Annotated in this window: 26 protein-coding genes; 9 read left to right on the forward strand and 17 right to left on the reverse strand. The window is 71.4% G+C overall.

Translation table 11 applies throughout. The annotated features are described in order from the left end of the window. Positions 1 to 13 precede the first annotated feature (13 nt). The 5 genes from tatC to AB0F98_RS20515 all read right to left on the reverse strand — a co-directional run bounded on the left by tatC (position 14) and on the right by AB0F98_RS20515 (position 3,857). Positions 14 to 907, reverse strand: a complete 894-nt coding sequence (gene tatC, locus AB0F98_RS20495; protein WP_357737605.1) for a twin-arginine translocase subunit TatC — start codon at positions 905 to 907, stop codon at positions 14 to 16. A gap of 81 nt (positions 908 to 988) precedes the next feature. Further along, entirely contained in the window at positions 989 to 1,306 is a 318-nt protein-coding gene (tatA, locus tag AB0F98_RS20500) for a Sec-independent protein translocase subunit TatA (protein ID WP_357737532.1), read from the reverse strand. 256 nt (positions 1,307 to 1,562) lie between these two features. Further along, positions 1,563 to 1,811: a hypothetical protein gene (locus AB0F98_RS20505; RefSeq protein WP_357737534.1), complete on the reverse strand. Its 249-nt coding sequence runs from the start codon at positions 1,809 to 1,811 to the stop codon at positions 1,563 to 1,565. Positions 1,812 to 1,821: 10 nt separating this feature from the next. Next, a complete protein-coding gene (locus tag AB0F98_RS20510; RefSeq protein ID WP_357737536.1) occupies positions 1,822 to 2,862 on the reverse strand; it encodes a YafY family protein in 1,041 nt (346 codons plus the stop codon). Continuing rightward, positions 2,859 to 3,857, reverse strand: coding sequence for a WYL domain-containing protein (locus AB0F98_RS20515; protein WP_357737538.1), 999 nt, complete (start codon positions 3,855 to 3,857; stop codon positions 2,859 to 2,861). Before AB0F98_RS20515 ends, AB0F98_RS20510 begins: the two co-directional genes overlap by 4 nt. A 126-nt stretch (positions 3,858 to 3,983) precedes the next feature. Here AB0F98_RS20515 and AB0F98_RS20520 point away from each other — a divergent pair, with 126 nt between their 5' ends. Continuing rightward, complete coding sequence (locus tag AB0F98_RS20520) at positions 3,984 to 4,985, forward strand: cation transporter (protein WP_357737540.1); 1,002 nt, start codon at positions 3,984 to 3,986, stop codon at positions 4,983 to 4,985. Between the two features lie 82 nt (positions 4,986 to 5,067). Next, on the forward strand, positions 5,068 to 6,153 hold the full coding sequence (locus tag AB0F98_RS20525; RefSeq protein WP_357737542.1) for a DUF3866 family protein: 1,086 nt from the start codon (positions 5,068 to 5,070) through the stop codon (positions 6,151 to 6,153). A 10-nt stretch (positions 6,154 to 6,163) separates the two neighbouring features. On the opposite strand, the gene AB0F98_RS20530 is transcribed toward AB0F98_RS20525, so the two are convergent. The 3 genes from AB0F98_RS20530 to pafA form a co-directional block, all read right to left on the reverse strand. Next, positions 6,164 to 7,303, reverse strand: coding sequence for an oxalate decarboxylase family bicupin (locus AB0F98_RS20530; protein WP_357737544.1), 1,140 nt, complete (start codon positions 7,301 to 7,303; stop codon positions 6,164 to 6,166). Between the two features lie 216 nt (positions 7,304 to 7,519). Further along, on the reverse strand, positions 7,520 to 7,726 hold the full coding sequence (locus tag AB0F98_RS20535) for a hypothetical protein (RefSeq protein WP_076471848.1): 207 nt from the start codon (positions 7,724 to 7,726) through the stop codon (positions 7,520 to 7,522). Positions 7,727 to 7,823: 97 nt separating this feature from the next. Beyond that, positions 7,824 to 9,182 (reverse strand): Pup--protein ligase, encoded by a 1,359-nt coding sequence (pafA, locus tag AB0F98_RS20540; RefSeq protein ID WP_076471849.1) that lies wholly within the window; start codon positions 9,180 to 9,182, stop codon positions 7,824 to 7,826. A 136-nt stretch (positions 9,183 to 9,318) separates the two neighbouring features. On the opposite strand from pafA, the gene rfbB reads away from it, so the two are divergent. Continuing rightward, the gene (gene rfbB, locus AB0F98_RS20545; protein WP_357737547.1) at positions 9,319 to 10,296 is read left to right on the forward strand and encodes a dTDP-glucose 4,6-dehydratase; all 978 of its coding nucleotides are present in this window, start codon (positions 9,319 to 9,321) and stop codon (positions 10,294 to 10,296) included. Positions 10,297 to 10,344: 48 nt separating this feature from the next. Here the strand turns inward: rfbB and prcA are convergent, their stop codons facing one another. The 6 genes from prcA to arc all read right to left on the reverse strand — a co-directional run bounded on the left by prcA (position 10,345) and on the right by arc (position 16,514). After that, complete coding sequence (gene prcA, locus AB0F98_RS20550; protein ID WP_357737549.1) at positions 10,345 to 11,166, reverse strand: proteasome subunit alpha; 822 nt, start codon at positions 11,164 to 11,166, stop codon at positions 10,345 to 10,347. A 58-nt stretch (positions 11,167 to 11,224) separates the two neighbouring features. Next, positions 11,225 to 12,064 carry a proteasome subunit beta gene (gene prcB / locus AB0F98_RS20555; RefSeq protein ID WP_350790088.1) on the reverse strand — a complete coding sequence of 280 codons (840 nt, stop codon included), beginning with the start codon at positions 12,062 to 12,064 and terminating at the stop codon, positions 11,225 to 11,227. Continuing rightward, complete coding sequence (locus AB0F98_RS20560) at positions 11,983 to 12,651, reverse strand: endonuclease VII domain-containing protein (protein ID WP_357737552.1); 669 nt, start codon at positions 12,649 to 12,651, stop codon at positions 11,983 to 11,985. The genes prcB and AB0F98_RS20560 overlap by 82 nt, the downstream gene beginning before the upstream one ends. 5 nt (positions 12,652 to 12,656) lie before the next feature. Continuing rightward, a complete protein-coding gene (locus AB0F98_RS20565) occupies positions 12,657 to 12,872 on the reverse strand; it encodes a ubiquitin-like protein Pup (protein ID WP_357737554.1) in 216 nt (71 codons plus the stop codon). Between the two features lie 107 nt (positions 12,873 to 12,979). After that, positions 12,980 to 14,497: a depupylase/deamidase Dop gene (gene dop / locus AB0F98_RS20570; protein ID WP_357737556.1), complete on the reverse strand. Its 1,518-nt coding sequence runs from the start codon at positions 14,495 to 14,497 to the stop codon at positions 12,980 to 12,982. 235 nt (positions 14,498 to 14,732) lie between these two features. Beyond that, complete coding sequence (arc, locus tag AB0F98_RS20575; protein WP_357737558.1) at positions 14,733 to 16,514, reverse strand: proteasome ATPase; 1,782 nt, start codon at positions 16,512 to 16,514, stop codon at positions 14,733 to 14,735. 178 nt (positions 16,515 to 16,692) lie between these two features. On the opposite strand from arc, the gene AB0F98_RS20580 reads away from it, so the two are divergent. Continuing rightward, complete coding sequence (locus AB0F98_RS20580) at positions 16,693 to 16,986, forward strand: ferredoxin (RefSeq protein ID WP_357737607.1); 294 nt, start codon at positions 16,693 to 16,695, stop codon at positions 16,984 to 16,986. Positions 16,987 to 17,089: 103 nt separating this feature from the next. On the opposite strand, the gene AB0F98_RS20585 is transcribed toward AB0F98_RS20580, so the two are convergent. The 3 genes from AB0F98_RS20585 to AB0F98_RS20595 form a co-directional block, all read right to left on the reverse strand. Beyond that, a complete protein-coding gene (locus AB0F98_RS20585) occupies positions 17,090 to 17,662 on the reverse strand; it encodes a hypothetical protein (protein ID WP_357737560.1) in 573 nt (190 codons plus the stop codon). Between the two features lie 77 nt (positions 17,663 to 17,739). Continuing rightward, entirely contained in the window at positions 17,740 to 18,690 is a 951-nt protein-coding gene (locus AB0F98_RS20590) for a tRNA (adenine-N1)-methyltransferase (protein WP_357737609.1), read from the reverse strand. 62 nt (positions 18,691 to 18,752) lie between these two features. Continuing rightward, on the reverse strand, positions 18,753 to 19,808 hold the full coding sequence (locus tag AB0F98_RS20595; RefSeq protein WP_357737611.1) for a site-2 protease family protein: 1,056 nt from the start codon (positions 19,806 to 19,808) through the stop codon (positions 18,753 to 18,755). Between the two features lie 182 nt (positions 19,809 to 19,990). Between AB0F98_RS20595 and AB0F98_RS20600 the strand changes: the two genes are divergently transcribed. The 5 genes from AB0F98_RS20600 (at position 19,991) to AB0F98_RS20620 (ending at position 25,804) form a co-directional block, all read left to right on the forward strand. Beyond that, on the forward strand, positions 19,991 to 20,908 hold the full coding sequence (locus AB0F98_RS20600; RefSeq protein WP_357737562.1) for a PD-(D/E)XK nuclease family protein: 918 nt from the start codon (positions 19,991 to 19,993) through the stop codon (positions 20,906 to 20,908). Between the two features lie 316 nt (positions 20,909 to 21,224). After that, entirely contained in the window at positions 21,225 to 21,455 is a 231-nt protein-coding gene (locus AB0F98_RS20605; protein ID WP_357737564.1) for a hypothetical protein, read from the forward strand. Beyond that, the gene (locus AB0F98_RS20610; RefSeq protein ID WP_357737566.1) at positions 21,452 to 22,132 is read left to right on the forward strand and encodes a response regulator transcription factor; all 681 of its coding nucleotides are present in this window, start codon (positions 21,452 to 21,454) and stop codon (positions 22,130 to 22,132) included. The genes AB0F98_RS20605 and AB0F98_RS20610 overlap by 4 nt, the downstream gene beginning before the upstream one ends. A 352-nt stretch (positions 22,133 to 22,484) precedes the next feature. Then, complete coding sequence (locus tag AB0F98_RS20615; RefSeq protein ID WP_357737568.1) at positions 22,485 to 23,252, forward strand: ABC transporter ATP-binding protein; 768 nt, start codon at positions 22,485 to 22,487, stop codon at positions 23,250 to 23,252. Beyond that, the gene (locus AB0F98_RS20620) at positions 23,252 to 25,804 is read left to right on the forward strand and encodes an FtsX-like permease family protein (protein WP_357737570.1); all 2,553 of its coding nucleotides are present in this window, start codon (positions 23,252 to 23,254) and stop codon (positions 25,802 to 25,804) included. Before AB0F98_RS20615 ends, AB0F98_RS20620 begins: the two co-directional genes overlap by 1 nt. Positions 25,805 to 25,838: the final 34 nt, after the last annotated feature.

Raw genomic sequence — 25,838 nt, forward strand, 5'->3', positions numbered from 1 at the left:
GCGGGTGACCGGCTCAGGTCATGTCGTCGTAGCGGCGCTCGATCGGCGTCGGAGCGGTGATCGGTTCCGGCGCGTCGATCGGGCTGGCCGCCTCGACCCGCTGCCCGGCCTCGACCGGATCCGGGGTCAGGTCGAGCGGCGACACCTCGTCGTCGTCGATGCCGGCGTAGATCTCCTTGCCCCGCCCTCGCCGCTTGTCGTTGAGGAACGCGACACCGACCGCCACGAAGTAGAGCAGGCAGAGCGACGCCGCCAGCAACGTCATGCCGAACGGGCCCGGGTCCGGCGTGGCGATGGCCGCGAAGGCGAACGAGATGAAGATGACCACTCGCCACCAGCTCAGCAGTCGGCGTGCGCTCGCCACCCCGGTGAAGTTGAGCATCAGCAGGATGAGCGGGAACTCGAACGCCACACCGAACAGCAGAATCATGTTCGTGATGAACGCGATGTAGGCGCTGACCTCGAACTGGTTCGACAGCCCGCCGACCCCGGAATCCATCAGGAAACCGAGACCCTTGTCCACGACCAGGTAGGCCAACACCGCCCCAGCCGCGAACAGCGGAGCTGCGATCGCCACGAAGACGTAGGCCCACTTGCGCTCGTGGCGGTGCAGGCCCGGCGCGATGAACGCCCAGAGCTGATAGAGCCAGACCGGCCCGCCGATAATCAGCCCGAGCCAGAGCGCGAGCTTGAGCTTCAGCACGAATCCGGTCGTCGGCGCCAACGCCAGCAGGTCCTGGCAGTTCCCGAGTGCGTCGGTCGTACCCGGCAGCCTGCAGTAGGGCTGCTTGAGCAGCAGGAAGACCGGGTCGGCAAGCCAGAAGCCGACGATCAGACCGCCGACGACCGCCAGCGAGGCGCGGAACAGGCGGGTGCGTAGTTCCCGGACGTGCTCGATGAGGCTCATCGAGCCGTCGGAGGCCCGCTCAAACTTGCTCGGGCCGCGCTTGCGCAACGCGAAGGCCGCCACAGTCTTCGGGCCCCTCGATCAGTTGTCGCGGACGCGCTGCACCGGGTCGACGACCGGCTGCTGCGGCGCGGCCTGGTACGGCGCGGTCTGGGGCTGCTGCGGCGCGGCCTGGTACGGCTGCTGCGCGCCCTGCGGCGGCAGCGGCTGGTAGCCGGCCTGCGCGTCGGCCTTCTCGGCCAGGTCGCGGTCGTCGTCCTGCAGGCTCTTGGTCTCAGCCTTGATGATCCGCAGCGAGCGGCCGAGCGAGCGGGCCGCGTCGGGGAGCCGCTTCGCGCCGAAGAGCAGGATCAGCACGACCACGAGGATGGCGATGTGCCACGGCTTGAGGGCACCCATGGGAAGCTCCAGTCGCTTGTGAGACAGCAGGGGTGTGTGTCGAAGCCATCGTACGTGCGTATCGGCCCGATGCCACCCGCCGGGGCGGAGGTGGTTCGTCCCAGCGGATGAAGTGTTGACCAACCCAGGATGTCCAGTCAACAGCCGGTGACCGATCCGTACCGGAAGATCCATTCGGATCGCGCCGCGCGGGACACCGGCCGCGGCGTCGAGCGGGGTCGGCGCGGCGACGGCTGGATCGCCCGCCGGAGGCGGCTCAGCCGTGCCGCTTCGCCTTGATCAGCTCAAGCCGCCGCTGGGTGGTCGTGAGCTGCCCCTGCAGCGCCTCGGACCGTTGCTGCAGCACCTGGGCCGCCCCGGCGAGCTCGAGGGCCTCGGCCTGCCGGCGCTGCAACGTCAGCGCCGCCCGGTGCAGCCCGGGCAGCCGGGTCAGCACCCCGCGCACGGCCGCCGCGAACAGGACGAGGGTGGCCAGCACCACCGCGAGCACGATCCACCACAGCACGGCGGTCAGCCTACCGGGAGCCCGCGGTCATCGCCGGGTCGGCGGCGGCCGGTTCCGGGTCGCATCGGGCCGCCGGCGTCGGCCGGGCGTACGCCTCCAGGGCGGCGCCCGCCGCTGCCCGCACCTGCTCGGCCAGTTCGGCCGGGGCGACCACTGTCACGTCGGGGCCGAGGCCGAGGACGAACCGGCGCGCCCAGCCCAGGTCGGTGACCCGCAGCGACACCAGCCACTGGTCGGCGTCACCGGGCCGGACGTCCTCGCACGGGTAGTACTCGGTGATCCACCGCTCGCCACGACCGACCCGCAGCGTGATCAGTGGCAGGTCGGGAGAGGGCCGGAACGCCCCGTCGCTGAGATCGTGCGGGCGGGCCTGCGGCGGCACGACCGCCGGCTCGTCCAGCTCGGTGACCGCGTCGATCCGGTCGGCCCGGAACAACCGGACCGCCTCCGCCCGGCGGCACCACGCCTCCACGTACGCCCGGCCACCGACCATCAGCATGCGCAGCGGGTCGATGGTGCGCTCGGTGGTCTCGTCCCGGGCCGCCGTGTAGTAGGTGATCCGCAACGCCCGGCCGCCCTCGACGGCCCCGCGCAGTGCCTCCACGTGCCTGATGTCGGCGGGCAGCCGTACCTCCACCGGCGCGCCGACCAGGTCGCCGGCCGCGCTCTCGATCTTGGCGAGGGCGCGTTCCACCGCCTCCCGGTTGGTCACCCCGGGCGTCTCGGCGAGCATCCGCAGAGCCACCACCAGCGCGAGCGCCTCGTCCGGGGTGAGGCGCAGTGGGCGGTCGATGCCGGCGTCGTAGGTGATGGTCACCCGGTCGCCGTCGAAGGCCATGTCGATCAGGTCACCCGGCCCGTACCCGGGCAGCCCGCAGACCCAGAGCAGTTCCAGGTCCTCGCGCAGCTGCCGCTCGGTGACGCCCAGGTCCTCGGCGGCCTCGGCCACCTCGATGCCGGGGCGGGCCAGCAGGTAGGGCACCAGGTTGAGCAGTCGAGCCAGCCGGTCGGCGGAGGCTCTCGAGCCGCCCTTGGCGGCGGGTCGGGTCATCTGGTGCCTCCGGCGGTCGCCAGGTCGTCGTGCCGGGTCGCGATCTCCTTCAGCCGTTGGATCACGGCTTCACGCACCTCGGGCGGGTCGAGCACACGTACGTCCGGGCCGTAGCCGACGAGATGGCCGGCGAGCGACTCCGGGTCGGCGTACGGCAGGACCAGCCGGTCCCCGTCCGGCCCGGTGACGGTCTCCACCGCCCAGCGGCGCAGCCCGGCGGCCCGGCCCGGCGCGGCGAGGACGGTGGCCCGCCCGGTGCGCTCCACCGGCCCGGACCAACGTGCGACGTGGCTGATCAGGTCGACTCCCGCCGGTGGCTCGTACGCCCCGGGCTCGCCGGTGGCTCGCACCGAGCCCACCACGCGGGAGAGCCGGAAGCAGCGGGTGGCGTCGCGATCCAGGTCGTGGCCGACCACGTACCAGCGGCCGCGCCAGCAGACCACGCCCCACGGTTCGAGCCGGCGGCGGGTCGGCGCGTCCTGGTCGGGCACCCGGTAGTCGAAGCCGACCACCCGGCGGTCCCGGGCGGCGGCGGTCAGCGGAGCGAACGCCGGATCCACGGTCACCATCGGCTCCAGGCCCAGAGTGGCCTGCGGATCGACGTCCACCCCGGCGGCGCGCAACTTGGCCAGTCCGGAGGACGCCGCGGCAGCGAGCCCCGCATGCTGCCAGAGCCGTGCGGCGATGCCCACCGCGGCCGCCTCGTCCGGCTCGAGGGGGATGTCGGGCAGGGCGTATTCGCGGCGGGCGATGCGGTAGCCCGGCTCGGAGTCGAAGACACTCGCGGTGCCGGTCTCCAACGGGACACCGAGCTCGCGCAGCTCGGCCTTGTCGCGCTCGAACTTGCGCTGGAACGCCTCGTGGTCACGGGCGTCGTCCGGATCGTGTTCGTAGCCGGGCACGGTCGCGGCGATCTGCGCGGCGGTGAGGAACCGGCGCGTGGAGAGTAGACAGATCACCAGGTTGACCAGGCGTTCGGTACGGGTACGGGACACGCATAGACGCTAGCAGCCGACGCGACGCGTCCGCGCACCCACGCGGGCGCAACGTGTGATGAACGTCGGACCCTCCGGTACGGCTCCCGCGCGGCGGGCCCGGGGCGGGGGCCATAGGGTCGTCTCATGGCACAACCGGAGGTCAAGACCGAGAGCGCCGGGACGGTCGTCGTGGCCGGTGCGGCGAACCTCGCCATCGCGGCCGCGAAGCTGGTCGCGGGCCTGATCTCCGGCTCCGCGGCGATGCTCTCCGAGGCCGCCCACTCGGTGGCCGACACCACCACCGAGGTGCTGCTCTTCACGGCCCTGCGCCGCGGCGCACGGCCGGCGGACGCCCGCCATCCCTTCGGCTACGGCAAGGAGAGCTACGTCTGGGCCTTCTTCGCCGCCCTGTTCACCTTCGTCGGCGGCGCCGGCTTCGCGATCACGCACGGGATCACCACGATCCTCGTGCACGAACACAGCGGCAACTTCCTGATCTCGTACGTGGTGCTCGCGGTCTCCTTCGTCATCGAGGCGATCTCGCTGGCCCGGGCACTGCGTCAGGTACGCCGTGAGGCCAGGCGGTGGGGCACCACGCCACGCCGCTTCCTGCGTCTGACCGCTGACACCACCGTCAAGGCGGTCTTCCTCGAGGACAGCGCCGCGCTCATCGGGCTGCTCCTGGCCGGGTGCGGTGTCGCGCTCTCCGAACTCACCGGCGACGAACTGTGGGACGGGATCGCCTCGGTGCTGATCGGCCTGCTGCTGCTGGTGGTGGCCGCCATCCTGGCGTACAGCAACCTGTCGCTGCTGGTCGGGCGCGCGGTGCCGGAACGTCTGCAGCACGAGATCGAGCGGTCCCTCGCCGGGCTTCCCGAGGTGACCCGCGTCGGCATGCTCTTCACCATGCAACTCGGCCCGGAGGACATCCTGGTCGCCGCTAAGGTCGACTTCCACGACGAAGCGACCGGGGCGGACATCGAGGCCGCCGCAGACGAGGCCGAGCGGCGGCTGCGCCAGCGGTACCCGGAGGTGCGGTACCTCTTCCTCGACCCGACCGACTCGATGCCCGGCGCCACCGCCGGAACGTACGGGGAACCGGAACCGCCGATCGGCGACGGTCCCGTCGACCCGGGCCGCCGCTGACCCGGCCCGGACCCGGGTGGACGTGACCGTCTCGTGGACCCGGTGCCGGAGAGTACGGGGCGCGGACGCTAGCGTGCCCGTCATGGTGCGATGGCGATCCGGGACGGTGGTGGCGCTGCGGCGGCAGTGGGCCGGGGCGGTGGAGCTGGACGTGACGCTCCCCGACGGCTCGCCCATGCGGGCCCTGGCCTACCCCCACCTGGTCGGCCATCCCGAGCCGGGCGACCGGGTGCTGCTCAACGCCGGCGCGCTGCTGATGGGACTCGGCACCGGCGGGTACGCCCTGGTGGTGGCGCTGCCGGACCGGTTGCCGCCGGACCCGCCGCAGGCCGTCGACACCCGCGACGCCGGCCACCTGGTGAAGGCGCGCTACACCCCGCTGCAGCCGATCCTGCTCGGCGTGGACGAGGAGGCCTCGCCGCACCGGGCGGTCCTGGAGACCGCCGAGGACCTGGTTGGCATGCCCGTGGTCACCGCCGACCTGCACTCGGCCCTGCCGGCGATCCTCGCCGGCATCCGCGCCGACGCGCCCGGCGCCCGGGTCGTGTACGTGCTCACCGACGGCGGGGCCCTGCCGGCCTGGTTCTCCCGCACCCTCGCCGGGCTGCGGGACGAGCTGGCCGGCACGATCAGCGTCGGTCAGGCCTTCGGCGGCGACCTGGAAGCGAGCACGCTGCACAGCGGGCTGCTCGCCGCCCGGTACGTGCTCCGCGCCGACGTGGCGATCGTCTCGCAGGGCCCGGGCAACCTCGGCACCGGCACCCGGTGGGGGTTCTCCGGCGTCGCCGTCGGCGAGGCGGTCAACGCGATCGCGACGTTGGGCGGGCGCCCGGTCGGCTCGCTGCGCATCTCCGACGCCGACGCCCGATCCCGGCACCGCGGCGTCTCCCACCACAGCCTCACCGCGTACGGCCGGGTGGCGCTGGCCCCGGCCGAACTGGTGGTGCCCGACGGCCTGGACCCGGCGCTCGCCGCCGACATCGACGCGGCGCTGGAACCGCTCGCCACCCGGCATCGGATCGTCCGGGTACGCACCGACGGCCTCGACGCCGCGCTGCGGGCCGGCCCGGTACCACTGTCCACGATGGGACGGGGCCTGGACGCCGACCACGCGTACTTCCTCGCCGCCGCGGCCGCCGGCCGGCACGCCGCCACCCTGCTCGGCTGACCTCGCGGCGTCAGCGGACGACGGGCCGCTTGTCCCGAGGCAGCCCGGCGATCACCTCCCGGGGCAGGTTGAGGGTGTCCGCCACCACCTCGGCCGGGGTGTTCGCCATCCATTGGGTCAGCGAGATGTCGGCGAACCGCGGCTTGCGGAACATCTCCAGGTAGACCAACGGCTCCGGCCCGCGGTTCTCGATGTAGTGGCCGTATGCGAACGGCACGTAACCGACGTCGCCGGCCCGGAAGTCGAAGGTCCGCGCCACCCCCGTACTGGCGAATACGCCCATCCGGCCCTGCCCGGAGATGTAGTACTGCCACTCGTCGTCGTTGGGGTGCCAGTGCAGCTCACGCAGACCACCCGGCTCGACCTCCACCAGCGCAGCGCAGATCGTGGTGGCGGCGGCGAACGTGTCGACGTCGGCGATCCGTACGGTGCCGCCGGGGAACCGCTGCGGCTGCTGGGCCAGCATCCGGTGGCTGAAAGTGTTCGGCACGTCCCCGGTCGGACTGATCACCCGGTCCCGATCCAACGGCGGCGGGACCTGCCCGGCGAAGATGTACCTCTCCCGCTCGGGCAGCCGGTCCAGCAGCTCGGGCGCCCAGCCGAAGTTCTTCGCCAGCACCTCCCGCGGGGTGTGCGCGAACCAGTCGCTGATCAGGAAGGTGCCGTTCTCCGAGAACCCGCCGTCATCGAAGACCAGCAGGAACTCGACCCCCTCGTCGAGGGCCTGGATATGGTGCGGCACGCCCCTCGGGAAGAACCACAGGTCGCCGGCCCGCACGTCGTCGATGAAGTTGCGGCCCTCCTGGTCCACCGCGCTGATGCGGCAACTCCCCCTCAGCACGTACGCCCACTCCGACTGCTTGTGCCAGTGCAGTTCCCGGTACGCCCCGGGCTCCAGGGCCATGTCGACGCCGGCGAGCTCCGTGGCGATCGGCAGCTCCCGCTGGGTGATTTCGCGGGTCCAGCCGCCCTGTTCGATGCGGGTGTGCGCGTCGGCGAAGGAGAACCGCATGTTCGGCAGCGTCCCCGCATCAGTGGCCGGCGGTACGAGCAGGTCCGGGTTCTCCCGGTCCCGCGTGACGTCTCGCGGCCCGGGGTCGCGCCAGCCCTCGCCGGCTCGCTCCGGCTGCGGCGCCCTCCTGTCGTTCATGCCCGCCTCCCGCCTCGTCGCATCTCCCAATCACCGACGCGGCGGGCAGGAAGCTGTCGACCGCGACGACGACGGCGCGGGAGTACCCGCCTCGATGACCCGGCCGGGCCAACCGCTGGCCCGCGCGGGTCGCCACGACGTCGCCGACCGGCGGGAGTCGACTCACCCGGCGCGTGACGGCGGCGGTCCTGAGGCCGCCGCGGGGGTGCCGGAAAGTCAGGCGAGGTAGATCAGGGCGAGCCAGCCACCCACGATCAGCACCAGCGCGAGCGCCAGCACCCAGGTGGGCACCGTGTACTCACCGCGCCGGTTCCGTTCGATCTCGGCGCGGATCTTCGCCCGGCGGCGCTCGACCCAGTTCTGGCGCTGTCGACCGCTCTCGGTGGGCTCTCGGCCCGACTGCGGGCCCGGGGATGTCGTCATGGCCCGGCCAGCGTACCGGGACGGCCGATCCGTGCGGCACACCACCACCCACCCGGCCGGCCCGGTGGGACGTCCCACCGGGCCGGCCGGACGGCTGTCACATGCTGGCGATCAACCGCTCGACCCGCTCGTCGTACGCCCGGAACGGATCCTTGCAGAGCACGGTGCGTTGCGCCTGGTCGTTGAGCTTCAGATGCACCCAGTCGACGGTGAAGTCACGCCGCTTCTCCTGCGCGTGCCGGATGAACTCGCCGCGCAGCCGGGCACGGGTCGTCTGCGGCGGCGTCTCCTTCGCCTCGAAGATCTCCGGGTCGGTCGCCACCCGGTCCACCTCGCCGCGGCGCTCCAGCAGCGCGTACAGGCCGCGGCCGCGGCGCACATCGTGGTAGGCCAGGTCCATCTGGGCCACCCGCGGATGCGACAGCGGCAGGTCGTGCTTGCGCTGGTAGCGCTCGATCAGCCGGAGCTTCGTCACCCAGTCGATCTCCCGGGCCACCGGATCCAGGTCGCCGGTCTCCACCGCGCGCAGCACCCGGCCCCACAACTCCACCACCCGCTTGGCGGTCTGGTCGCCGCCGCGCCGCTCGACGAACTCGGTCGCCTTCGCCAGGTACTCCTGCTGGATCTCCAGCGCGCTGATCTCCTTGCCGGAGGCGAGCCGCACCTTGCGCCGGCCGGTGATGTCGTGGGACACCTCGCGGATCGCCCGGATCGGGTTCTCCAGCGACAGGTCCCGCATCACCACCCCGGCCTCGATCATGCGCAGCACGATGTCGGCCGAACCGACCTTGAGCAGCGTGGTGACCTCGTTCATGTTGGAGTCGCCGACGATCACGTGCAGCCGCCGGTAACGTTCGGCGTCGGCGTGCGGCTCGTCCCGCGTGTTGATGATGGGACGGCTGCGGGTCGTCGCCGAGGAGACGCCCTCCCAGATGTGCTCGGCCCGCTGGGAGAGGCAGTACACCGCGCCACGCGGCGTCTGCAGCACCTTGCCCGCACCACAGATCAACTGCCGCGTCACCAGGAACGGGATCAGGACGTCGGCCAGCCGCCCGAACTCGCCGTGCCGGGACACCAGGTAGTTCTCGTGGCAGCCGTACGAGTTCCCGGCCGAGTCGGTGTTGTTCTTGAACAGGTAGATCTCACCCGCGATGCCCTCGTCGTGCAGCCGCTTCTCCGCGTCGACGAGCAGCCCTTCGAGGATCCGCTCACCGGCCCGGTCGTGGGCCACCAGATCGACCACCGAATCGCACTCCGGCGTGGCGTACTCCGGGTGGGACCCGACGTCGAGGTAGAGCCGGGCCCCGTTGCGCAGGAACACGTTGCTGGACCGGCCCCAGGACACCACCCGGCGGAAGAGGTACCGAGCCACCTCGTCCGGGGAGAGACGCCGCTGCCCACGGTAGGTACAGGTGACGCCGTACTCGGTCTCAAGGCCGAAGATTCGCCGCTCCATGGTGTGACATTAGCCGCCCGAAGCCCGGATTGGGCAGGGCTCATCCGCGTGGCCTCCCACGGCGGCCCGGCGCCCGCGAGGTGGGCAGGCACGGACGGCGGCCCCACGCCGCCGGTGGGCCGGTACCTTGGCAGCCGTGAAGATCCTCGTCACCGGCGGCGCCGGGTTCATCGGCTCGGCGTACGTCCGGCGGCTGCTCACCGGTTCCGAGCCGCTGCTGCACCCCGACGCCGTCACGGTGCTCGACAAGTTCACCTACGCGGGCACCCAGGGCAGCCTCGATCCGGTCCGCGCCGATTCCCGGCTGCGTGTCGTGGCAGGCGACGTCTGCGACGGCCCGCTGGTCGACGCGGTCGTCGCCGAGCACGACGTTGTCGTCCACTTCGCCGCGGAGTCGCACGTCGACCGCTCCATCGCCGGCGCGGCGCCGTTCGTCACCACCAACGTGCTCGGCACCCAGACCCTGCTCGACGCCGCGCTGCGGCACGGCACGAGCCGGTTCGTGCACATCTCCACCGACGAGGTGTACGGCTCGATCGAGCACGGCTCGTGGACCGAGGCCGCGCCGCTGGATCCGAGCTCGCCGTACTCGGCGAGCAAGGCCGGCGCCGACCTGCTCGCCCTCGCCTACCACCGCACTCACGGCCTCGACGTCGTGGTGACCCGGGGCTCCAACACCTACGGGCCCTACCAGCACCCCGAGAAGGTGGTGCCGCTGTTCATCACCAACCTGCTCGACGGGCGTGACCTGCCGCTGTACGGCGACGGCGGCAACGTCCGGGACTGGCTGCACGTCGACGACCACTGCCACGGTGTCACCCTCGCCCTGCTCAAGGGCCGGGCCGGCGGCGTGTACCACCTCGCCGGCGACGTCGAACTGACGAACCGGGAACTCACCCGGCGGCTGCTGGACGCCTTCGACGCCGGGTGGGAGCGGGTCCAGCCGGTCACCGACCGGAAGGGCCACGACCGGCGTTACAGCCTCGACACCGGCACGGCCCGACGCGAGCTCGGCTTCGCCCCGCACGTCGGTTTCGAGCGGGGCCTGCACGACACCATCGCCTGGTACCGGGACAACCGGATGTGGTGGGAGCCGCTCAGGCGAACCGCCTGAGCGCGGCCGGCGGCTCGGGACTTCAGGCGGTACGGCGCACGTCGACGCTCAGGACTCGTCCTCCGGCTCCCGCCGCTCCAGGTCCGCCGAAGCCGCGGAGGTGGTCGGCTTGTGCGCCTCCCCCGTCGGCACCGCCGGGGTCTGCGGGCCACCCGCCGGTTCCTCCGCCGCGCCGCCGTTCAACAACGCGGTGAGCGCGGCCCCGGTGATCCGCCGGAACGTACGTCCGATCCGGCGACGGTCGAGGACCGCCACCTCCAACTGGTTCGCCGCGATGGTGCGGGCCGCACCACCCTCGCCGCCGACGCTGCCCAGCGCCTTGACGGCCACCTTCACCGCCTCGCCGAGCGACATGTCCGGACGGTGCTCCGACTTGAGCACCCCGGTGATCGCCTCCGCCTGGCCGCCCATCGCCATCCGGCCCGGCTCGTCGTTGACCGAGCCGTCGTAGGTGAGCCGGTAGAGCTCGTCCCCCTCGGGCGTCGACCCGACCTCCGCCACGCAAATCTCCACCTCGAACGGCTTCGACTGCTCGGTGAAGATGGCACCCAGGGTCTGCGCGAAGGCGTTCGCCAGGGCCCGGCCGGTGACGTCCCGCCGGTCGTAGGAAAGCCCGTTCAGGTCGGCCATCCGCACGCCGGCACGGCGCAGGTTCTCGAACTCGTTGTACCGGCCGACGGCCGCGAAGCCGATCCGGTCGTAGATCTCACTGACCTTGTGCAGGGCGCTGGAGAGGTTCTCGGCGACGAAGAGCACCCCGCCCTCGTAGCTCAGGACCACCGCGCTGCGCCCGCGGGCGATGCCCTTGCGGGCCAGCTCGGAGCGGTCGCGCATGATCTGCTCGGGCGAGGCGTAGAACTGCATGGCCACGGCGGCTGGTTCTCCTTAGCGCTGTGCGAGACGACTGCTGACGAATACGGACGGCCGGTCAGCCGCCGGGGTTTTCCATCCGGCCGGAGACCACGGCCTCCGCGATCGCCGCCGTCTCGGCGTCGGTGAGCCGGTGCGTGCCCTCCGCGGTCGCGGTCATCACGACCGGGTAGATGCGGCGGGTCAGATCGGGGCCACCGGTCGCGGTGTCGTCGTCGGCGGCGTCGTAGAGCGCCTCGACCGCGAGCTTGACCGCGTCGTCGATCGACAGTCCGGCCCGGAACCGCTTCTTCAGGGCCGACTTGGCGAACAGCGAGCCGGAGCCGATGGCGTCGTAGCCGGTCTCCTCGTAAGGGCCACCGGTGACGTCGAAGCTGAAGATCCGGCCGGCCTTGGCCGGGTCGGCGGCGGCCAGGTCGAAGCCGGCGAAGAGCGGGATCACCGCGAGGCCCTGCATGGCGGCGCCGAGGTTGCCCCGGATCATCGAGGCGAGCCGGTTGGCCTTGCCGTCGAGCGAGAGCATGGCGCCCTCGATCTTCTCGTAGTGCTCCAGCTCCACCTGGAACAGCCGCATCAGCTCGATGCCGATCCCGGCGGTGCCGGCGATGCCGACCAGCGAGTACGCGTCGGCCGGGTGCACCTTCTCGATGTCGCGTTGGGCGATCAGGTTGCCCATCGTGGCCCGCCGGTCGCCCGCCATCACGACACCCCCGGCAGCCGCGATGGCCACAATGGTGGTCGCGTGCGGCGCCATGTCGGCCGCCATGCCCGGCGGCAGCGGCCGCCGGCCGGGCAGCATCTCGGGTGCCACCTTGCTCAGGAACGCCGTGAAGGAGGACGTCCCCGCGTTGGTGAACACATCTGGTAGACGCCCGGATGGATCAAAACCCGCTGCCACGTGGTTCCTCTCAGGTACGTGATCGCCCTGGCCAGTCGCTCGGGACTGTCTCGGAACTGGCCAAGACCACCGTTGCAGTTGAAGCAGAGTATCCCGCGCACCCATCCGGTGCGATGATCGTGGTCCAGATGTTCCGGATCGGGGGTACCGCAGACCGCGCAGACGCCACCTTGCTCGGTCAGGAGTTCATCGAACTCCTTCTGCCCGACGCCGTATCGCCGCCGCAGGTGGTACTCCCGACTACCACCGTAGAGCCGCTGGGCGGTCTCTTTTCCGCGTGCGCTGTGGCAGGGCTTGCAGTAGCTGTGACGCCCGCTCGCCTTCCTGGTTTGCGGGAAGTCCTCGAGAGGCTTGACCTGATCGCAGTCCGGACACCACTTCATACCGTCAGGGACCGACACCGAAGCTTTCTTCTGCGGTCCGATCCCGCGCTTGCGACGGCTCGCCTCGGAGCGAGCCGCCGCACAGGTCTTGCAGTAGTAGGCGAGACCGTCGACCCGTCGCCGGTTTCGATGAAACTCCGCCGCGGGCAAGGTTCGCTCGCACTGGGGGCATTGCTTGCCCGACTCGCTGGACGAATCGGACATTCAGCTCATTCCCCCCCTTTCTGTACATATCCCCTCACGAACTCCTCGGCGTTCTCCTCGAGGACGGAGTCGATCTCGTCGAGCAGGTCGTCGACGTCCTCGGTGATCTCGGCGTGCCGCTCGGCGACCTCCGGGTTCGCCTCGGTCGTGACGTCCTCGACTTCCTCGTTCTGACGGGACTTGCCCGACTGCGACTGACCGCCGCTGTCACGAGTGGCCATTGCTGCCTCCTCCAACGATCTCTTGCGAGAAACTTACCCCGCGCAGGCGACGAAAAGCCCGCCGCGCGCCGTAGCCGCAACGCGACGGGCTTTCACACAATCGCCGGTCAGCCGCCGGTGAGCGTCTCCAGCAGGTCCTTGGCGCTGGCGCACCGGTCGAACAGCGCTCCGACGTGCTTGCGGGTACCCCGCTCCGGCTCCATCATCGGCACCCGCACCAGCGACTCGCGGCCCACGTCGAAGATGACCGAGTCCCAGCTCGCCGCGACCACCTCTGATGCGTACTGGGCGAGGCAGCGGCCACGGAAGTAGGCCCGGGTGTCCTCCGGCGGCTCGGTCATGGCGGTACGGGTCTGCTCGTCGCTGAGCAGCGTCTTCATCGCCCCGCGGGAGACCAGGCGGTGGTAGAGGCCCTTCTCCGGACGCACGTCGGAGTACTGCAGGTCGACCAGCTGGAGCTTGTGCGCCCCCCAGCCGAGCTTCTCCCGCTCCTGGTAACCGTGCAGCAGCCGCAGCTTCGCCACCCAGTCCAACTCGTCGGCGCAGAGCATCGCGTCCCGGCCGAGCCGGTCCAGCACGCTCTCCCAGCGGGCCAGCACGTCCCCCGTCTGGGCGTCCACATCGTCGCCGTAACGGTCGTCGACAAAGGACCGCACGCGCTCGTAGTACGCCCACTGCACGTCCAGCGCCGTGAGCCGCCGGCCGTCACGCATCCGCATCAGGTGGGTCAGCGACGGGTCGTGGCTGACCGCGCGCAGCTCGTTGACCGGGTCGGCGATTCCCAGGTCGGGGCCGAGCGCCTTCTCCTCGATCATGGTGAGGATCAGGGCGGTGGTGCCGACCTTCAGGTAGGTGGAGATCTCGGAGAGGTTGGCGTCGCCGATGATGACGTGCAGCCGCCGGTACTTGTCCGCGTCCGCGTGCGGCTCGTCGCGCGTGTTGATGATCGGCCGCTTGAGGGTGGTCTCCAGCCCGACCTCGACCTCGAAGAAGTCGGCCCGCTGGGAGATCTGGAATCCGCTCTGGCTGCCGTCCTGGCCGATGCCGACCCGCCCGGCGCCGCAGACGATCTGCCGGGTGACGAAGAACGGGGTCAGGTACGCCACGATGTCCGCGAACGGGGTCTGTCGCCGCATCAGGTAGTTCTCGTGCGCCCCGTAGCTGGCGCCCTTGTTGTCGGTGTTGTTCTTGTAGAGGTGGATCGGCTGGGTGCCGGGGATGGTGGCCGCCCGCCGGGCCGCCTCGGCCATCACCCGCTCGCCGGCCTTGTCCCAACGCACCACGTCCAGCGGGTTGGTCACCTCCGGAGTGGAGTACTCGGGGTGCGCGTGGTCGACGTAGAGGCGCGCGCCATTGGTCAGTATCACGTTGGCGAGCCCCAGGTCCTCGTCGGCGAGGGCTTCCGCGGGGTCGTAGGCGGCACCGGAGTAGGTGAAACCCCGGGCGTCGCGCAGCGGCGACTCCTCCTCGTAGTCCCAGCGGGCGCGGCCACCGCGATTGAGTTCCGGGCGCGCCCCGTAGGCGTTCACCACCTGTGAGGAGGTGACCATCGGGTTGGCGCCGGCCTGGCCGGGCACGGAGATGCCGTACTCGACCTCGGTGCCCATGATCCGTCGTACGCTCATCGACCTGCTCGCTCCGCTCGCCCGACCGGTCCCCCGTCCCGTCGAGCGTAGTCGGCCACACGGCGAACGGGGGCTTCGCCGGGGTTGCGCCGTCCGCGGGTGGCGTGGACGGCCCGCCGGCGCCGGGTGCGGCGGGCCGCGGCCCGGCGCGCGGAGATCCGGTTCGGGCCGGATGCGGCGATGGACGGGGCCCGGGGCGTACGCCACCCCGGGCCCCGTCGTCGCGCGCTGCCGGTCAGAGGTACTGGCCGGTGTTGCTCGCGGTCTCGATGGACCTTCCGGCGTCGGTGCCCTTGCCACCGGAGACGAGCGTGCGGATGTAGACGATCCGCTCGCCCTTCTTGCCGGAGATGCGGGCCCAGTCGTCCGGGTTCGTGGTGTTGGGCAGGTCCTCGTTCTCCCGGAACTCGTCGACGCAGGCGTCGAGCAGGTGCTGCAGGCGCAGTCCCTTGCGGCCGGAGGTGAGGAACTCCTTGATGGCCATCTTCTTGCCCCGGTCGACGATGTTCTGGATCATCGCGCCCGAGTTGAAGTCCTTGAAGTAGAGGACTTCCTTGTCGCCGTTGGCGTAGGTGACCTCGAGGAATCGGTTCTCCTCGGTCTCGGAGTACATCCGCAGCACGACCGCGTCGATCATCGCCGCCACGGTGGCCTGTGCGTCACCGCCGTGCTCGGTCAGGTCGTCGGGGTGCAGCGGCAGACCCGAGAGGATGTACTTGGAGAAGATGTCCTTGGCCGCCTCGGCGTCCGGCCGCTCGATCTTGATCTTCACGTCGAGCCGCCCGGGACGCAGGATGGCCGGGTCGATCATGTCCTCACGGTTGGACGCGCCGATGACGATGACGTTCTCCAGGCCCTCCACACCGTCGATCTCGCTGAGCAGCTGCGGAACGATGGTGTTCTCCACGTCGGAGGAGACGCCGGAACCGCGGGTGCGGAAGACCGAGTCCATCTCGTCGAAGAACACGATCACCGGGGTGCCCTCGCCGGCCTTCTCCCGGGCTCGCTGGAAGATCATCCGGATGTGCCGCTCGGTCTCGCCGACGTACTTGTTGAGCAGCTCGGGGCCCTTGATGTTGAGGAAGAAGCTGGTGTGCTTCTCCTCGCCCCGCCGCTCGGCGATCTTCTTGGCCAGCGAGTTGGCCACCGCCTTGGCGATCAGCGTCTTACCGCAGCCGGGCGGCCCGTAGAGCAGGATCCCCTTGGGCGGGCGGAGCTGGTGCTCACGGAACAGGTCGGCGTGCAGGAAGGGCAGTTCCACCGCGTCGCGGATCTGCTCGATCTGCGCCTGGAGGCCACCGATGTCGGAGTAGTCGACGTCGGGCACCTCCTCGAGGACCAGTTCCTCGACCTCGCTCTTCGGGATCCGCTCGTACGCGTACGCCGAACGGGGCTCGATCATCAGCGAGTCGCCGGCCCGGATCGGGGATCCGATCAGGCTCTCGGCGAGGTGCACGATGCGCTCCTCGTCGGAGTGGGAGACCACCAGCGCCCGGTCACCGGGCCCTCCGCCAGGGCTCTCCAACACCTCCTTGAGCATGACCACCTCGCCGACCCGCTCGTAGCCGAACGCGTCCACGATGTTGAGCGCGTCGTTGAGCAGGACCTCCTGCCCGCGCCGCAGTTCGCCGACGTCCAACGACGGCGACACCGCGACGCGCAGCTTGCGGCCACCGGTGAAGACGTCGACGGTGCCGTCGTCGTGCCGAGCGAGGAACACTCCGTAGCCACTCGGTGGCTGAGCGAGGCGGTCGATCTCCTCCTTGAGCGTCACGATCTGCGCGCGAGCCTCCTTGAGGGTGCTCACGAGCCGTTCGTTGTTCTCGGTCAGCCGCGCCAACTGCGCCTGGGTGGCGGCCAGCCGCTCCTCGAGCTGCCGGACGTGTCGGGGGCCTTCGGTCAACTTGCGCCGCACCAGGGCGAGTTCCTCTTGGAGGAAGGCGACCTGCGTGGAGAGATCGTGGGCCTCCTTCTCCCACCGTGCGGCGCGCGAGTCCGCGTCGTCGCTGCGTGCCACGTCCCACCTCCCCGGGGGGCTTGAACGTTCTGGCCTAACACTAGCCGCTATGAGCCCGATTCGGTCCCGCGCAACGCCCCTGTCACCGAACCTTGATCGCCAAGGGTGGGCATCGGGACCGGTACGGGCGTTCGGGTACCGTCGGGGCGTAGGACGGGAGAACATGGGGGGTGCACCGGTGGCGCAGGTCGCGACGGACCAGCTTCAGGTCTGGGTGGACCAGGATCTCTGCACGGGCGACGGGCTCTGCGTGCAGTACGCGCCGGAGGTCTTCGAGTTCGACATCGACGGCCTGGCCTACGTCAAGGGCCCCGACGGCGAGCTCCTGCAGACCCCGGGCAGCCGCGTCGACGTGCCCGAGCACCTGCGCCTCGAGGTGATCGACTCGGCGAAGGAGTGCCCGGGCGAGTGCATCCACGTGGTGCGCGCCGGCGACGGCGTCGAGGTGGCCGGCCCCGACGCCGAGGACTGAGCAGACCGAACGGACGGCCCTGGCGGTGCGTGCCGCCGGGCCGCCTCGTCAATTCCCACCGGGCGCGCCGGAGTGGACCCTCTGCGGTGAACGCGCCGGGCGGTCAGAGCATCGGCCGGCCGACGACCGAGGCAACCAGCCGCGCGAACTCCTCGAGCCGGGCGATCTGTCCGGCGCCGCCGTCGTCGAGGGTCTTGCCGAAGCGCAGCGCGTCGTGGCGGGGCGCGCCGGTCACCTCCTCGGGTGGCGGCGCCTCGTCGAGCGAGGTCAGCAGCAGGTAGACGTCGATGCTGTCGACGCGGACCTCGCCGTTGTCGGAGCGGGTGAGCCGCCGTCGGCAGCCGACCTCGGTGACCGTGGAGACCGGCACCACCCGTAGCGACGAGGTCATCGACCCGGGCGGCCCCTCCCCCGGCGGCACGTCCTCGCCGTGCCAGAGGATCAGCCGGCTGCCGTCGCAGACGACGACCTCCTGCCACACCCCGTTGACCTCGTTGACGAAACGTTCCAGCGTGAAGCCGAGCACCGACGCGCCGCGCAGCACCCCGCCGAGCGCCTCCAGAGCGATGTCCGGGTCGCGCAGGTAGGCCCGCGCCGCCGACTCCAGGTCCTGGTACGGCGACCAGTCCGGGAAGACCGCTGGCAGGTCACCGCCGCCGTAGCCCGGGCTGCTCATGCCGTTTCCTCCCTCTGCTCGAGGCCCCCTGGACCGTTCGCTGCCGGAACGACCCTGCACTCATGCCGGATGGCCCGTCACGGCGTCTCCATCTCCTCCGTAGCCTCGGGCGCTGTGACCGCCGCCTGGGCGGCTGCCTGCCGGGCCGCCTCCGCCTCCCGCAACACCTGGCGGCGCTGGACGTACGCCTCGGTGCCCTTGCTCGGCTTGCGCCGGCGGGGCGGCGCGGTGACGCCGGGGGCGAGCTTGCGGGCGGAGACGAGGAACGCGGTGTGGGCGACCATCCGGTGGTCCGGGCGGACGGCGAGGCCCTCGGCGTGCCAGTCACGCACCAGGGACTCCCAGGCCCGGGGCTCGGTCCAGCCGCCCCGCTCGCGCAACGCCTCGACCAGCTCGGACAGCTGCGGGGTGGTGGCCACGTAGCCGATGAACACCCCGCCGGGCAGCAGCGCCCGCTCGACCATGTCCAGGGTCTCCCAGGGGGTGAGCATGTCGAGGATGATCCGGTCGAAGCCGGTCTCCCGGCACTGGGCCACGTCGCCGACGTGCAGGTTCCACGCCGGGTGCGGGCCGTTGAAGAACGACTCCACGTTGCGGCGGGCGATCTGGGCGAAGTCCTCGCGGACCTCGTACGAATGCAGCTCTCCCTCGGTGCCGACCGCCCGCAGCAGCGAGCAGCTGAGCGCGCCGGAGCCCGCGCCGGCCTCGAGCACCTTGGCGCCGGGGAAGATGTCGCCCATCGCGACGATCTGCGCGGAGTCCTTCGGGTAGATGACCTGCGCGCCGCGCGGCATGGACAACACGTAGTCGGCGAGCAGCGGGCGCAGGGCGAGGAACGCGGTGCCACCGCCGCTGGTGGTGACCACGCTGCCGTCGGGCTGACCGATGAGCGCGTCGTGCTCGAGGATGCCGCGGTGGGTGTGGAAGGCCTTGCCGGGCTCCAGGGTGATGGTGTGCATCCGCCCCTTCGGGTCGGTCAGCTGCACCCGGTCGCCGACCTGGAAGGCGCCCCGGCGCGCCGGTGGCAGTCCGGGGCGGTCGGCGGGTGCCGGGGCACCCGGGTGGGCCGGGACGGCGGAGGGAGTTGCGCTCACGTGTTCATCTTCCGGTCGGGTTCGAGGAGCTGGGCGAGATCCGCGATGTGCAGAACGCCGACGACATCTTCGCCTGAGGTCACCACGTACTGCGCGCCCGGGTGGGTCTGCACGGCCTCCATCACGCGTTCCCCGTCCAACCCGACGGCAAGGACGGGCAGCGTGGACAGCGATCGGGACACCGCGTCGACGGCGAGCCAGGGTCGGCGCTCGACGGGTACCGCCGCCACGGCGACCGGGTCGACCAGGCCGACGGGCCGGCCGGCACCGTCGGTGACGAGGAGCGCCGCGCCGGTCCGCGCGTCCTCGGCTCGGCGCTGCGCCTCGGCGAGCGGGGTGCCGGTCGGCACCGGCCAGACCGGCCGGGCCAGGCGGGCCAGGTCGATCAGTGGGAAGCGTCGGCTGACCTTCGCGTACCGGATCGACTGGCCGGCGCCGCGCCACAGGGTGAACGCCACCAGCAGCATCAGCGGCAGCGCCAGCGGGGCGAGTTGGTGGTTGAGGGTGAGCACGGCGACCAACCCGGCGGTGCCGGCGGCGACGATCCGCCCCACCCAGCCGGCCACCTCGGTGCCCCGGTGCCGGTCACCGGTCGCCGCCCACACCGCGGCACGCAGCGCCCGCCCGCCGTCGAGCGGCAGCCCGGGCAGCGCGTTGAAGACCGCGACGATGACGTTGCTCACCGCGAGCTGGAACGCGAGCTGGTTGGCGACCGTGTGGTCGGGCAGGGCGAGGGTGACCACGACGGCGATCGCGCCGAGGACCGCGGAGACCGCCGGCCCGGCCAGCGACACGAGCAGGTCCACGCGGGGGGACGGGGCGTCGCGGTCCATCTCCGTGTAGCCGCCGAGCAGTTCGAGGGTGATCCCCCGCACGCCGATGCCGTACCGGCGGGCGGTGAGGGCATGGCCGAGCTCGTGCAGCAGTACCGAGCCGAGCAGGGACACCACGAACCCGACGCCGATGACGTAGCCGCTCAACTGCGACAGGGCGAGCTGGTGGCGGGCGAACTCGCCGTACAGCACGGTCACCAGCAGGGCGAGCAGGAGCATCGAGCCGTTGAGGTACAGCGGTACGCCGAACACCCGTCCCACGGTCAGGCCGGGACCACCGCGGGGCCGGCGCCGCGGCCGGGACGTCTGCTCCATCGGGTCGATGCTACGTACTGCGCCTGAGACGGCGCGCGGGGCGGCGGGGGCGGAAGGTGTCACACCGGTGCCCTAATCTTCCCCACATGACGGCGGACCCGGTGACCACGCGACAGTCCACGGCCACGGCGGAGGTGCCGGCGACAGTGCGGGCCTCGTTGTCGCCGTCGCGGGCGGCGGATTTCAAGACCTGCCCCCTGCTCTACCGGTTCCGCAGCATCGACCGGCTGCCCGAGCGGCCCACCGTCGAGCAGGCCCGCGGCACGCTGGTGCACGCGGTGCTGGAGCGGCTGTTCGACCTGCCCGCCACCGGCCGCAGCCCGGACGCCGCCGGCGACCTGGTCGCCCCGCAGTGGGACCGGCTGGTCACCGAGCAGCCGGAGCTGGCCGGGCTGTTCCCCGCCGACGGCGACCCGGCCGCCCGCGCCGAGTTCCTCCGGTCGGCCGCGGCGTTGCTCGAGGGCTACTTCGCGGTGGAGGATCCGCGGCGATTGGAGCCCGCCGAGCGGGAGAGCCTGATCTCGGCGGTGGTCGACGACGAGCTGCTGATCCGCGGCTACCTCGACCGCCTCGATGTCGCGCCGGACGGCGCGCTGCGGGTGGTCGACTACAAGACCGGCGGCGCGCCGCGTGAGGCGTTCGAGGCGCGGGCCCTGTTCCAGCTGAAGTTCTACGCCCTGGTGCTGTGGCGTACCCGGGGTGTGGTCCCGCGCGTGCTGCGCCTGCTCTACCTGCGCGATGCCGAGATCTGCGACTACACCCCCGACGCAGATGAGCTGGTCCGGTTCGAGCGGACGGTGGTGGCGCTGTGGCGGGCGATCGAGCAGGCCACCGAGCAGCAGGATTTCCGGCCCCGGCCGAGCCGTCTCTGCGACTGGTGCAACCACCAGGCGCTGTGCCCGAGCTTCGGCGGCACACCGCCGCCGTTCCCGGCCGCCGCGTCGACGCCCGACCCGCTGCTCGACGCCCGGTCCCGGCCCGCGCAGCCCGGGGCGGACGAGTGAACCCTCCTCGCCACGGAGGAGACCGGCGGCGTCCTCGGCGGTGATCGGCACCGCCGAAAGGCGGCTACCCGTCGCGGTACGACCGGGCGCCCGTGGGCGGTGCTGCGTACGGACGCGGAGCCGGACGGCGACCTCACCCCACAGCCGGGGCTCGCCGGCATCGACGCCCTGACCGAACAGGTACGCGAGGCGGGCCTGCCGGTGACGCTACGTGTCTCGGGTGACCCGGTCGAACCGGACGAGGGTGCGGCGTCGGCGATCTTCCGGATCGTGCCGGAGGCGTCTGACCAACTCGCCCAAGCAAGCTGGCGCGGAGGTGCGCATCGGCTACGGGGCGGCCGCCGTGTCGGTGGAGGTCACCGGCGGACAGGGCCCGGCTCCCGGCTCCTGCGGCGTGGGGCACGGTCTGGTGGGCGTGCGGGAACGGGTCGGGCTCTACGGTGGTGTCCTACGGGCCGGCGGCGGTTTCCGGGTGTACGCGACGAGCCCCCGGTGGAGCAGCCGGGGGCGGGTGCGGCGTGACGGGCGGGACAGGAGGGCGCAATGACCGATCGGACGCCACGGCCGGTACGTGTCCTGCTCGCCGACGATCAGCCGCTGCTGCGCACCGGGTTCCGGATGGTGCTGGGCGCGGAGCAGGACCTGGACGTCGTCGCCGAGGCCGGTGACGGCGTGGAGGCGGTGGACCTGTCCCGCCGGCTGCTGCCCGACGTGGTGCTGATGGACATCCGGATGCCACGGATGGACGGGGTGACGGCCACCCGGGCGATCGTCGGCGCCCGCCTGCCGGTGCGGGTGCTGATCCTCACCACCTTCGACCTCGACGAGTACGTGGTGGGGGCGCTGCGCGCCGGGGCCAGCGGCTTCCTGGCCAAGGACGTGCCCGCCGAGGACCTGGTCACGGCGATCCGCACCGTGGCCGCCGGCGAGGCGGTGGTGGCGCCGCGCATCCTCAAGCGGCTGCTGGACCTGTTCGCCGAGGTGCTGCCGGACCCGTTGGCCGCGCCGCCGCGCTCGCTGGCCGCGCTCACCGAGCGGGAGCGGGAGGTGCTGGTGCAGGTCGCCCGTGGCTTGTCCAACTCCGAGATCGCCGCGGAGCTGTCGGTGAGCGAGACCACCATCAAGACGCACGTCGGGCACGTGTTGCTGAAGCTGGGTCTCCGCGACCGGGTGCAGGCCGTCGTGCTGGCGTATGAGACGGGCCTCGTACGCCCCAGGGGGTAGCGCGGCCGGCGGACTACCCCCGTCGGCGTATTCGAAGATCCGCCCTCGGCGCGAGGTATCTGTTGCCGTCGTCACCTACCGTGACCGCAGACGGCCCGACACGGTTGACCCTCAGGCGGCGTGAACCCAACGACGTCGGGCCCGGGTGCTCGATGACGACGCCCCGTGGTCGATCGGCCGCGGCGATCAGGGGCAACCCTGAGTCGGGATGGGGGGCACCCGCAGCGCGGAAATCCGCCATGACTCCGACCGAGGTCGGAGAAGACTGGGGCGGTGAACGCGGAGGATGGGACTGCCGCGCCGAACGCAGCGGGGGGCGGCGCGGACCGACCGCACGACAGAGGGAGAACACGTGACCGCGACGGTAGGCCAGCAGGCGCAGGCCGCGGCCCGGGCGAGCGACGTATGGAAGGTGTACGGCAGCGGCGAGGCGCAGGTCGTCGCGCTACGGGGGGTCAGCGCCGAGTTCGAGCGGGGTCGCTTCACCGCGATCATGGGTCCGTCGGGGTCCGGCAAGTCGACGTTGATGCACTGCCTGGCCGGGTTGGACTCGGTGACCCGGGGGACGGTGTCGATCGGCGACACCACGGTCACCGGCCTGGGCGACGCCGGGCTGACCAAGCTGCGCCGGGACAAGGTGGGCTTCATCTTCCAGCAGTTCAACCTGCTGCCCACGCTCAGCGCCAAGGAGAACATCCTGCTGCCCTTGTCGATCGCCGGGCGCAAGCCGGACCCGGCCTGGTACGACATCGTGATCGACACGGTGGGGCTTCGTGACCGGCTGGACCATCGGCCGGCGCAGCTCTCCGGCGGGCAGCAGCAGCGGGTGGCGTGCGCCCGGGCCCTGGTCTCCCGCCCCGAGGTGATCTTCGCTGACGAGCCGACGGGAAACCTGGACTCCCGCGCCGGTGCGGAGGTGCTGAACTTCCTGCGCGACTCGGTACGTGAGCACGGTCAGACCATCGTCATGGTCACTCACGACCCGACCGCCGCCGCGTACGCCGACCGGGTGGTCTTCCTTGCCGACGGGCAGATCGTCTCGGAGTTGATCGAGCCGACCGCCGAGACGGTGCTGGACACGATGAAGAAGCTGGACGTCTCGGCCGAGGTGAACGGCTGATGCTCCGGGCGACGCTCAAGAGCCTGCTGGCACGCAAGCTGCGGCTCACCCTCTCCGGCCTGGCCGTCGTACTCGGCGTGATGTTCGTCTCCGGCGCGTTCGTGCTGACCGACACCCTCGGCCGCACCTTCGACGCGATCTTCGCGGACGCGTACGAGGGGGTGGACGTCAACGTCGCGGCCAAACCGAAGATCGCGATGTCGGAGATCGAGGGCGAACAGCAGGCGCCGCCGTTCCCGGCGGGCACGGTCGAGAAGGTCCGCACGGTGCCGGGGGTGGCCGAGGCGACCGGGGTGGTCGCCGTCGACGGGGCCCGGCTGATCGGCAGCAACGGCAAGGCCGTCGCCTCGTTCGGTCCGCCGCAGCTCGGCGAGAACTGGACCGGCGAGACGGACCTGATCCAGCTGCGCGAGGGACGCGGCGCCGACGCCGCCGACGAGATCGTCATCAACAAGGGGCTCGCCGACGCGGGCAAGGTGAAGCTCGGGGACCGGGTCGGGGTGCTCACCCCGATGGAACCGAAGCAGGAGTTCACGATCGTCGGGATCTTCGGTTACAGCGGTGGCCGGGACTCGATCGGCGGCTCCAACGAGATCATGTTCACCACGCCGGTGGCCCAGCGGCTGATGCTGGGCGAGCCGAACACGTTCAACAGCGTGAGCGTGAAGGCCGCCGACGGCGTCACCCCCGAGTCGCTGCGCGACTCCGTGACCACCGCGGTGGGCGACGCGTACGTGGTGAAGACCGGCAAGCAACTCTCGGAGGAGGCCGCCCAGGGCTTCAAGGAGGCGCTGTCGTTCTTCAACCGGATCCTGCTCGGCTTCGCGGCGGTGGCGTTGCTGGTCGGCACGTTCCTGATCCTCAACACCTTCTCGATCATCGTGGCGCAGCGCACCCGTGAGCTGGCCTTGATGCGCGCCATCGGGGCCAGCCGCCGGCAGATGATCGGCTCGGTGGTGCTGGAGGCGATCGCGGTGGGCCTGATCGCCTCGGTGCTCGGCCTGGCCGCCGGCATCGGCATCGGCGCGCTGCTCGCGTGGGCGTTCGGCAACCTTGCCGGCGGGCTCACCCTGGCCGGGATCGGCGTACCGGTCTCGGCCGTGATCAGCGCGTTCGCGGTGGGCCTGATCATCACCGTGGTGGCGGCGCTGCTGCCGGCGCTGCGAGCGTCGCGGATCCCGCCGATCGCGGCGATGCAGGACGTGGCCACCCCGGACCGCCCGCTGACCCGGATCACGGTGGCCGGTGGTCTGGTCAGCGCGGTCGGTGCGGTGCTGCTCTTCCTCGGCCTCTCCGGCAACGCGGGCGGCAACACGCTGGTGACGATCCTGGGTGGGGTGCTGTTCGCCTTCATCGGTGTCGCGTTGCTGACTCCGCTGATCAGCCGGCCGGTGGTGAGCCTGCTCGGGGCGATCTTCGCCTGGTCGGTGCCGGGCAAACTGGGACGGCTCAACTCGGGGCGCAACCCGCGCCGCACCGCCATCACCGCGGCGGCGCTGATGGTCGGTATCGCCCTGGTCACCGGCGTGACGGTGATCCTGGACTCGGCCAAGAGCAGCATCAGCGGCCTCGCCCAGGACACCATCAAGGCCGAACTGGTCATCGCCGGCGTGCAGAGCGGCCCGCGGCCGCCGACGTTCGACCCGGCGGTGCTCGAGAAGGCCGCCGCGATCCCCGGCGTCCAACTGGTCGACGGCGAGTACGGCGACCTGGCCGTGGTCGGCGGGGAACGCACCTGGGTGGCGGCGAGCAGCAACGACACCGCGCTCCGGCAGATCTTCGGGGTGCAGCCCACGGCCGGTGACATCGACCGGCTCGGGCCGAACCAGATGCTGATCAGCACGGACACCGCGGAGGACCGGGGGCTCTCGGTCGGTTCGACGGTGCCGGTGCAGCTGTCCCGAGGCGAACCCAGCACGTACACGGTCACCGGCATCTACACCAGCAGCCAGCTGACCAACGGTGTCGTGCTCCCGCCGGAGGCGGCCCGCGACTTCGCCATCCCGCAGCCGGTCCAGGGCTTCATCCAGCTGGCCCCCGGCACGCAGGTCGCCGACGTGCAGCCGCAGGTCGAGGCGCTGCTCGCCGACTCTCCCGAGGTATCGGTGGCCGACCGGGACGCGTTCATCGAGCAGCAGGCCGGTCAGGTGGACGGGTTGCTCACGATGATCCAGATCCTGCTGGCCCTGGCCATCGTGATCGCGGTCCTCGGCATCATCAACACGCTGGCGCTGTCGGTGCTGGAACGCACCCGCGAGCTGGGGCTGTTGCGGGCCATCGGGCTACGCCGGGCGCAGACCATGCGGATGATCACCGTCGAGGCGGTGGTGATCTCGGTGTTCGGCGCGCTGCTCGGCGTCGTCGTCGGCACCGGACTGGGTGCCGCGGTGGTCGAGGCACTGAAGGACGAGGGCATCACCGACCTGGTCCTGCCGTGGACGCAGATACTGGTCGCCCTCGGGCTCGCCGCGGTCGTCGGAGTGGTCGCCGCGGTCCTGCCCGCGGTCCGGGCCGCCCGGATCAACGTCCTGGGCGCGATCGCGCACGACTGACCCGTGCGGGGCGGTCCCCGGGCCTCGCTGGCCG

The sequence above is a fragment of the Micromonospora sp. NPDC023737 genome, from assembly GCF_040639715.1.
Taxonomy (GTDB): domain Bacteria; phylum Actinomycetota; class Actinomycetes; order Mycobacteriales; family Micromonosporaceae; genus Micromonospora.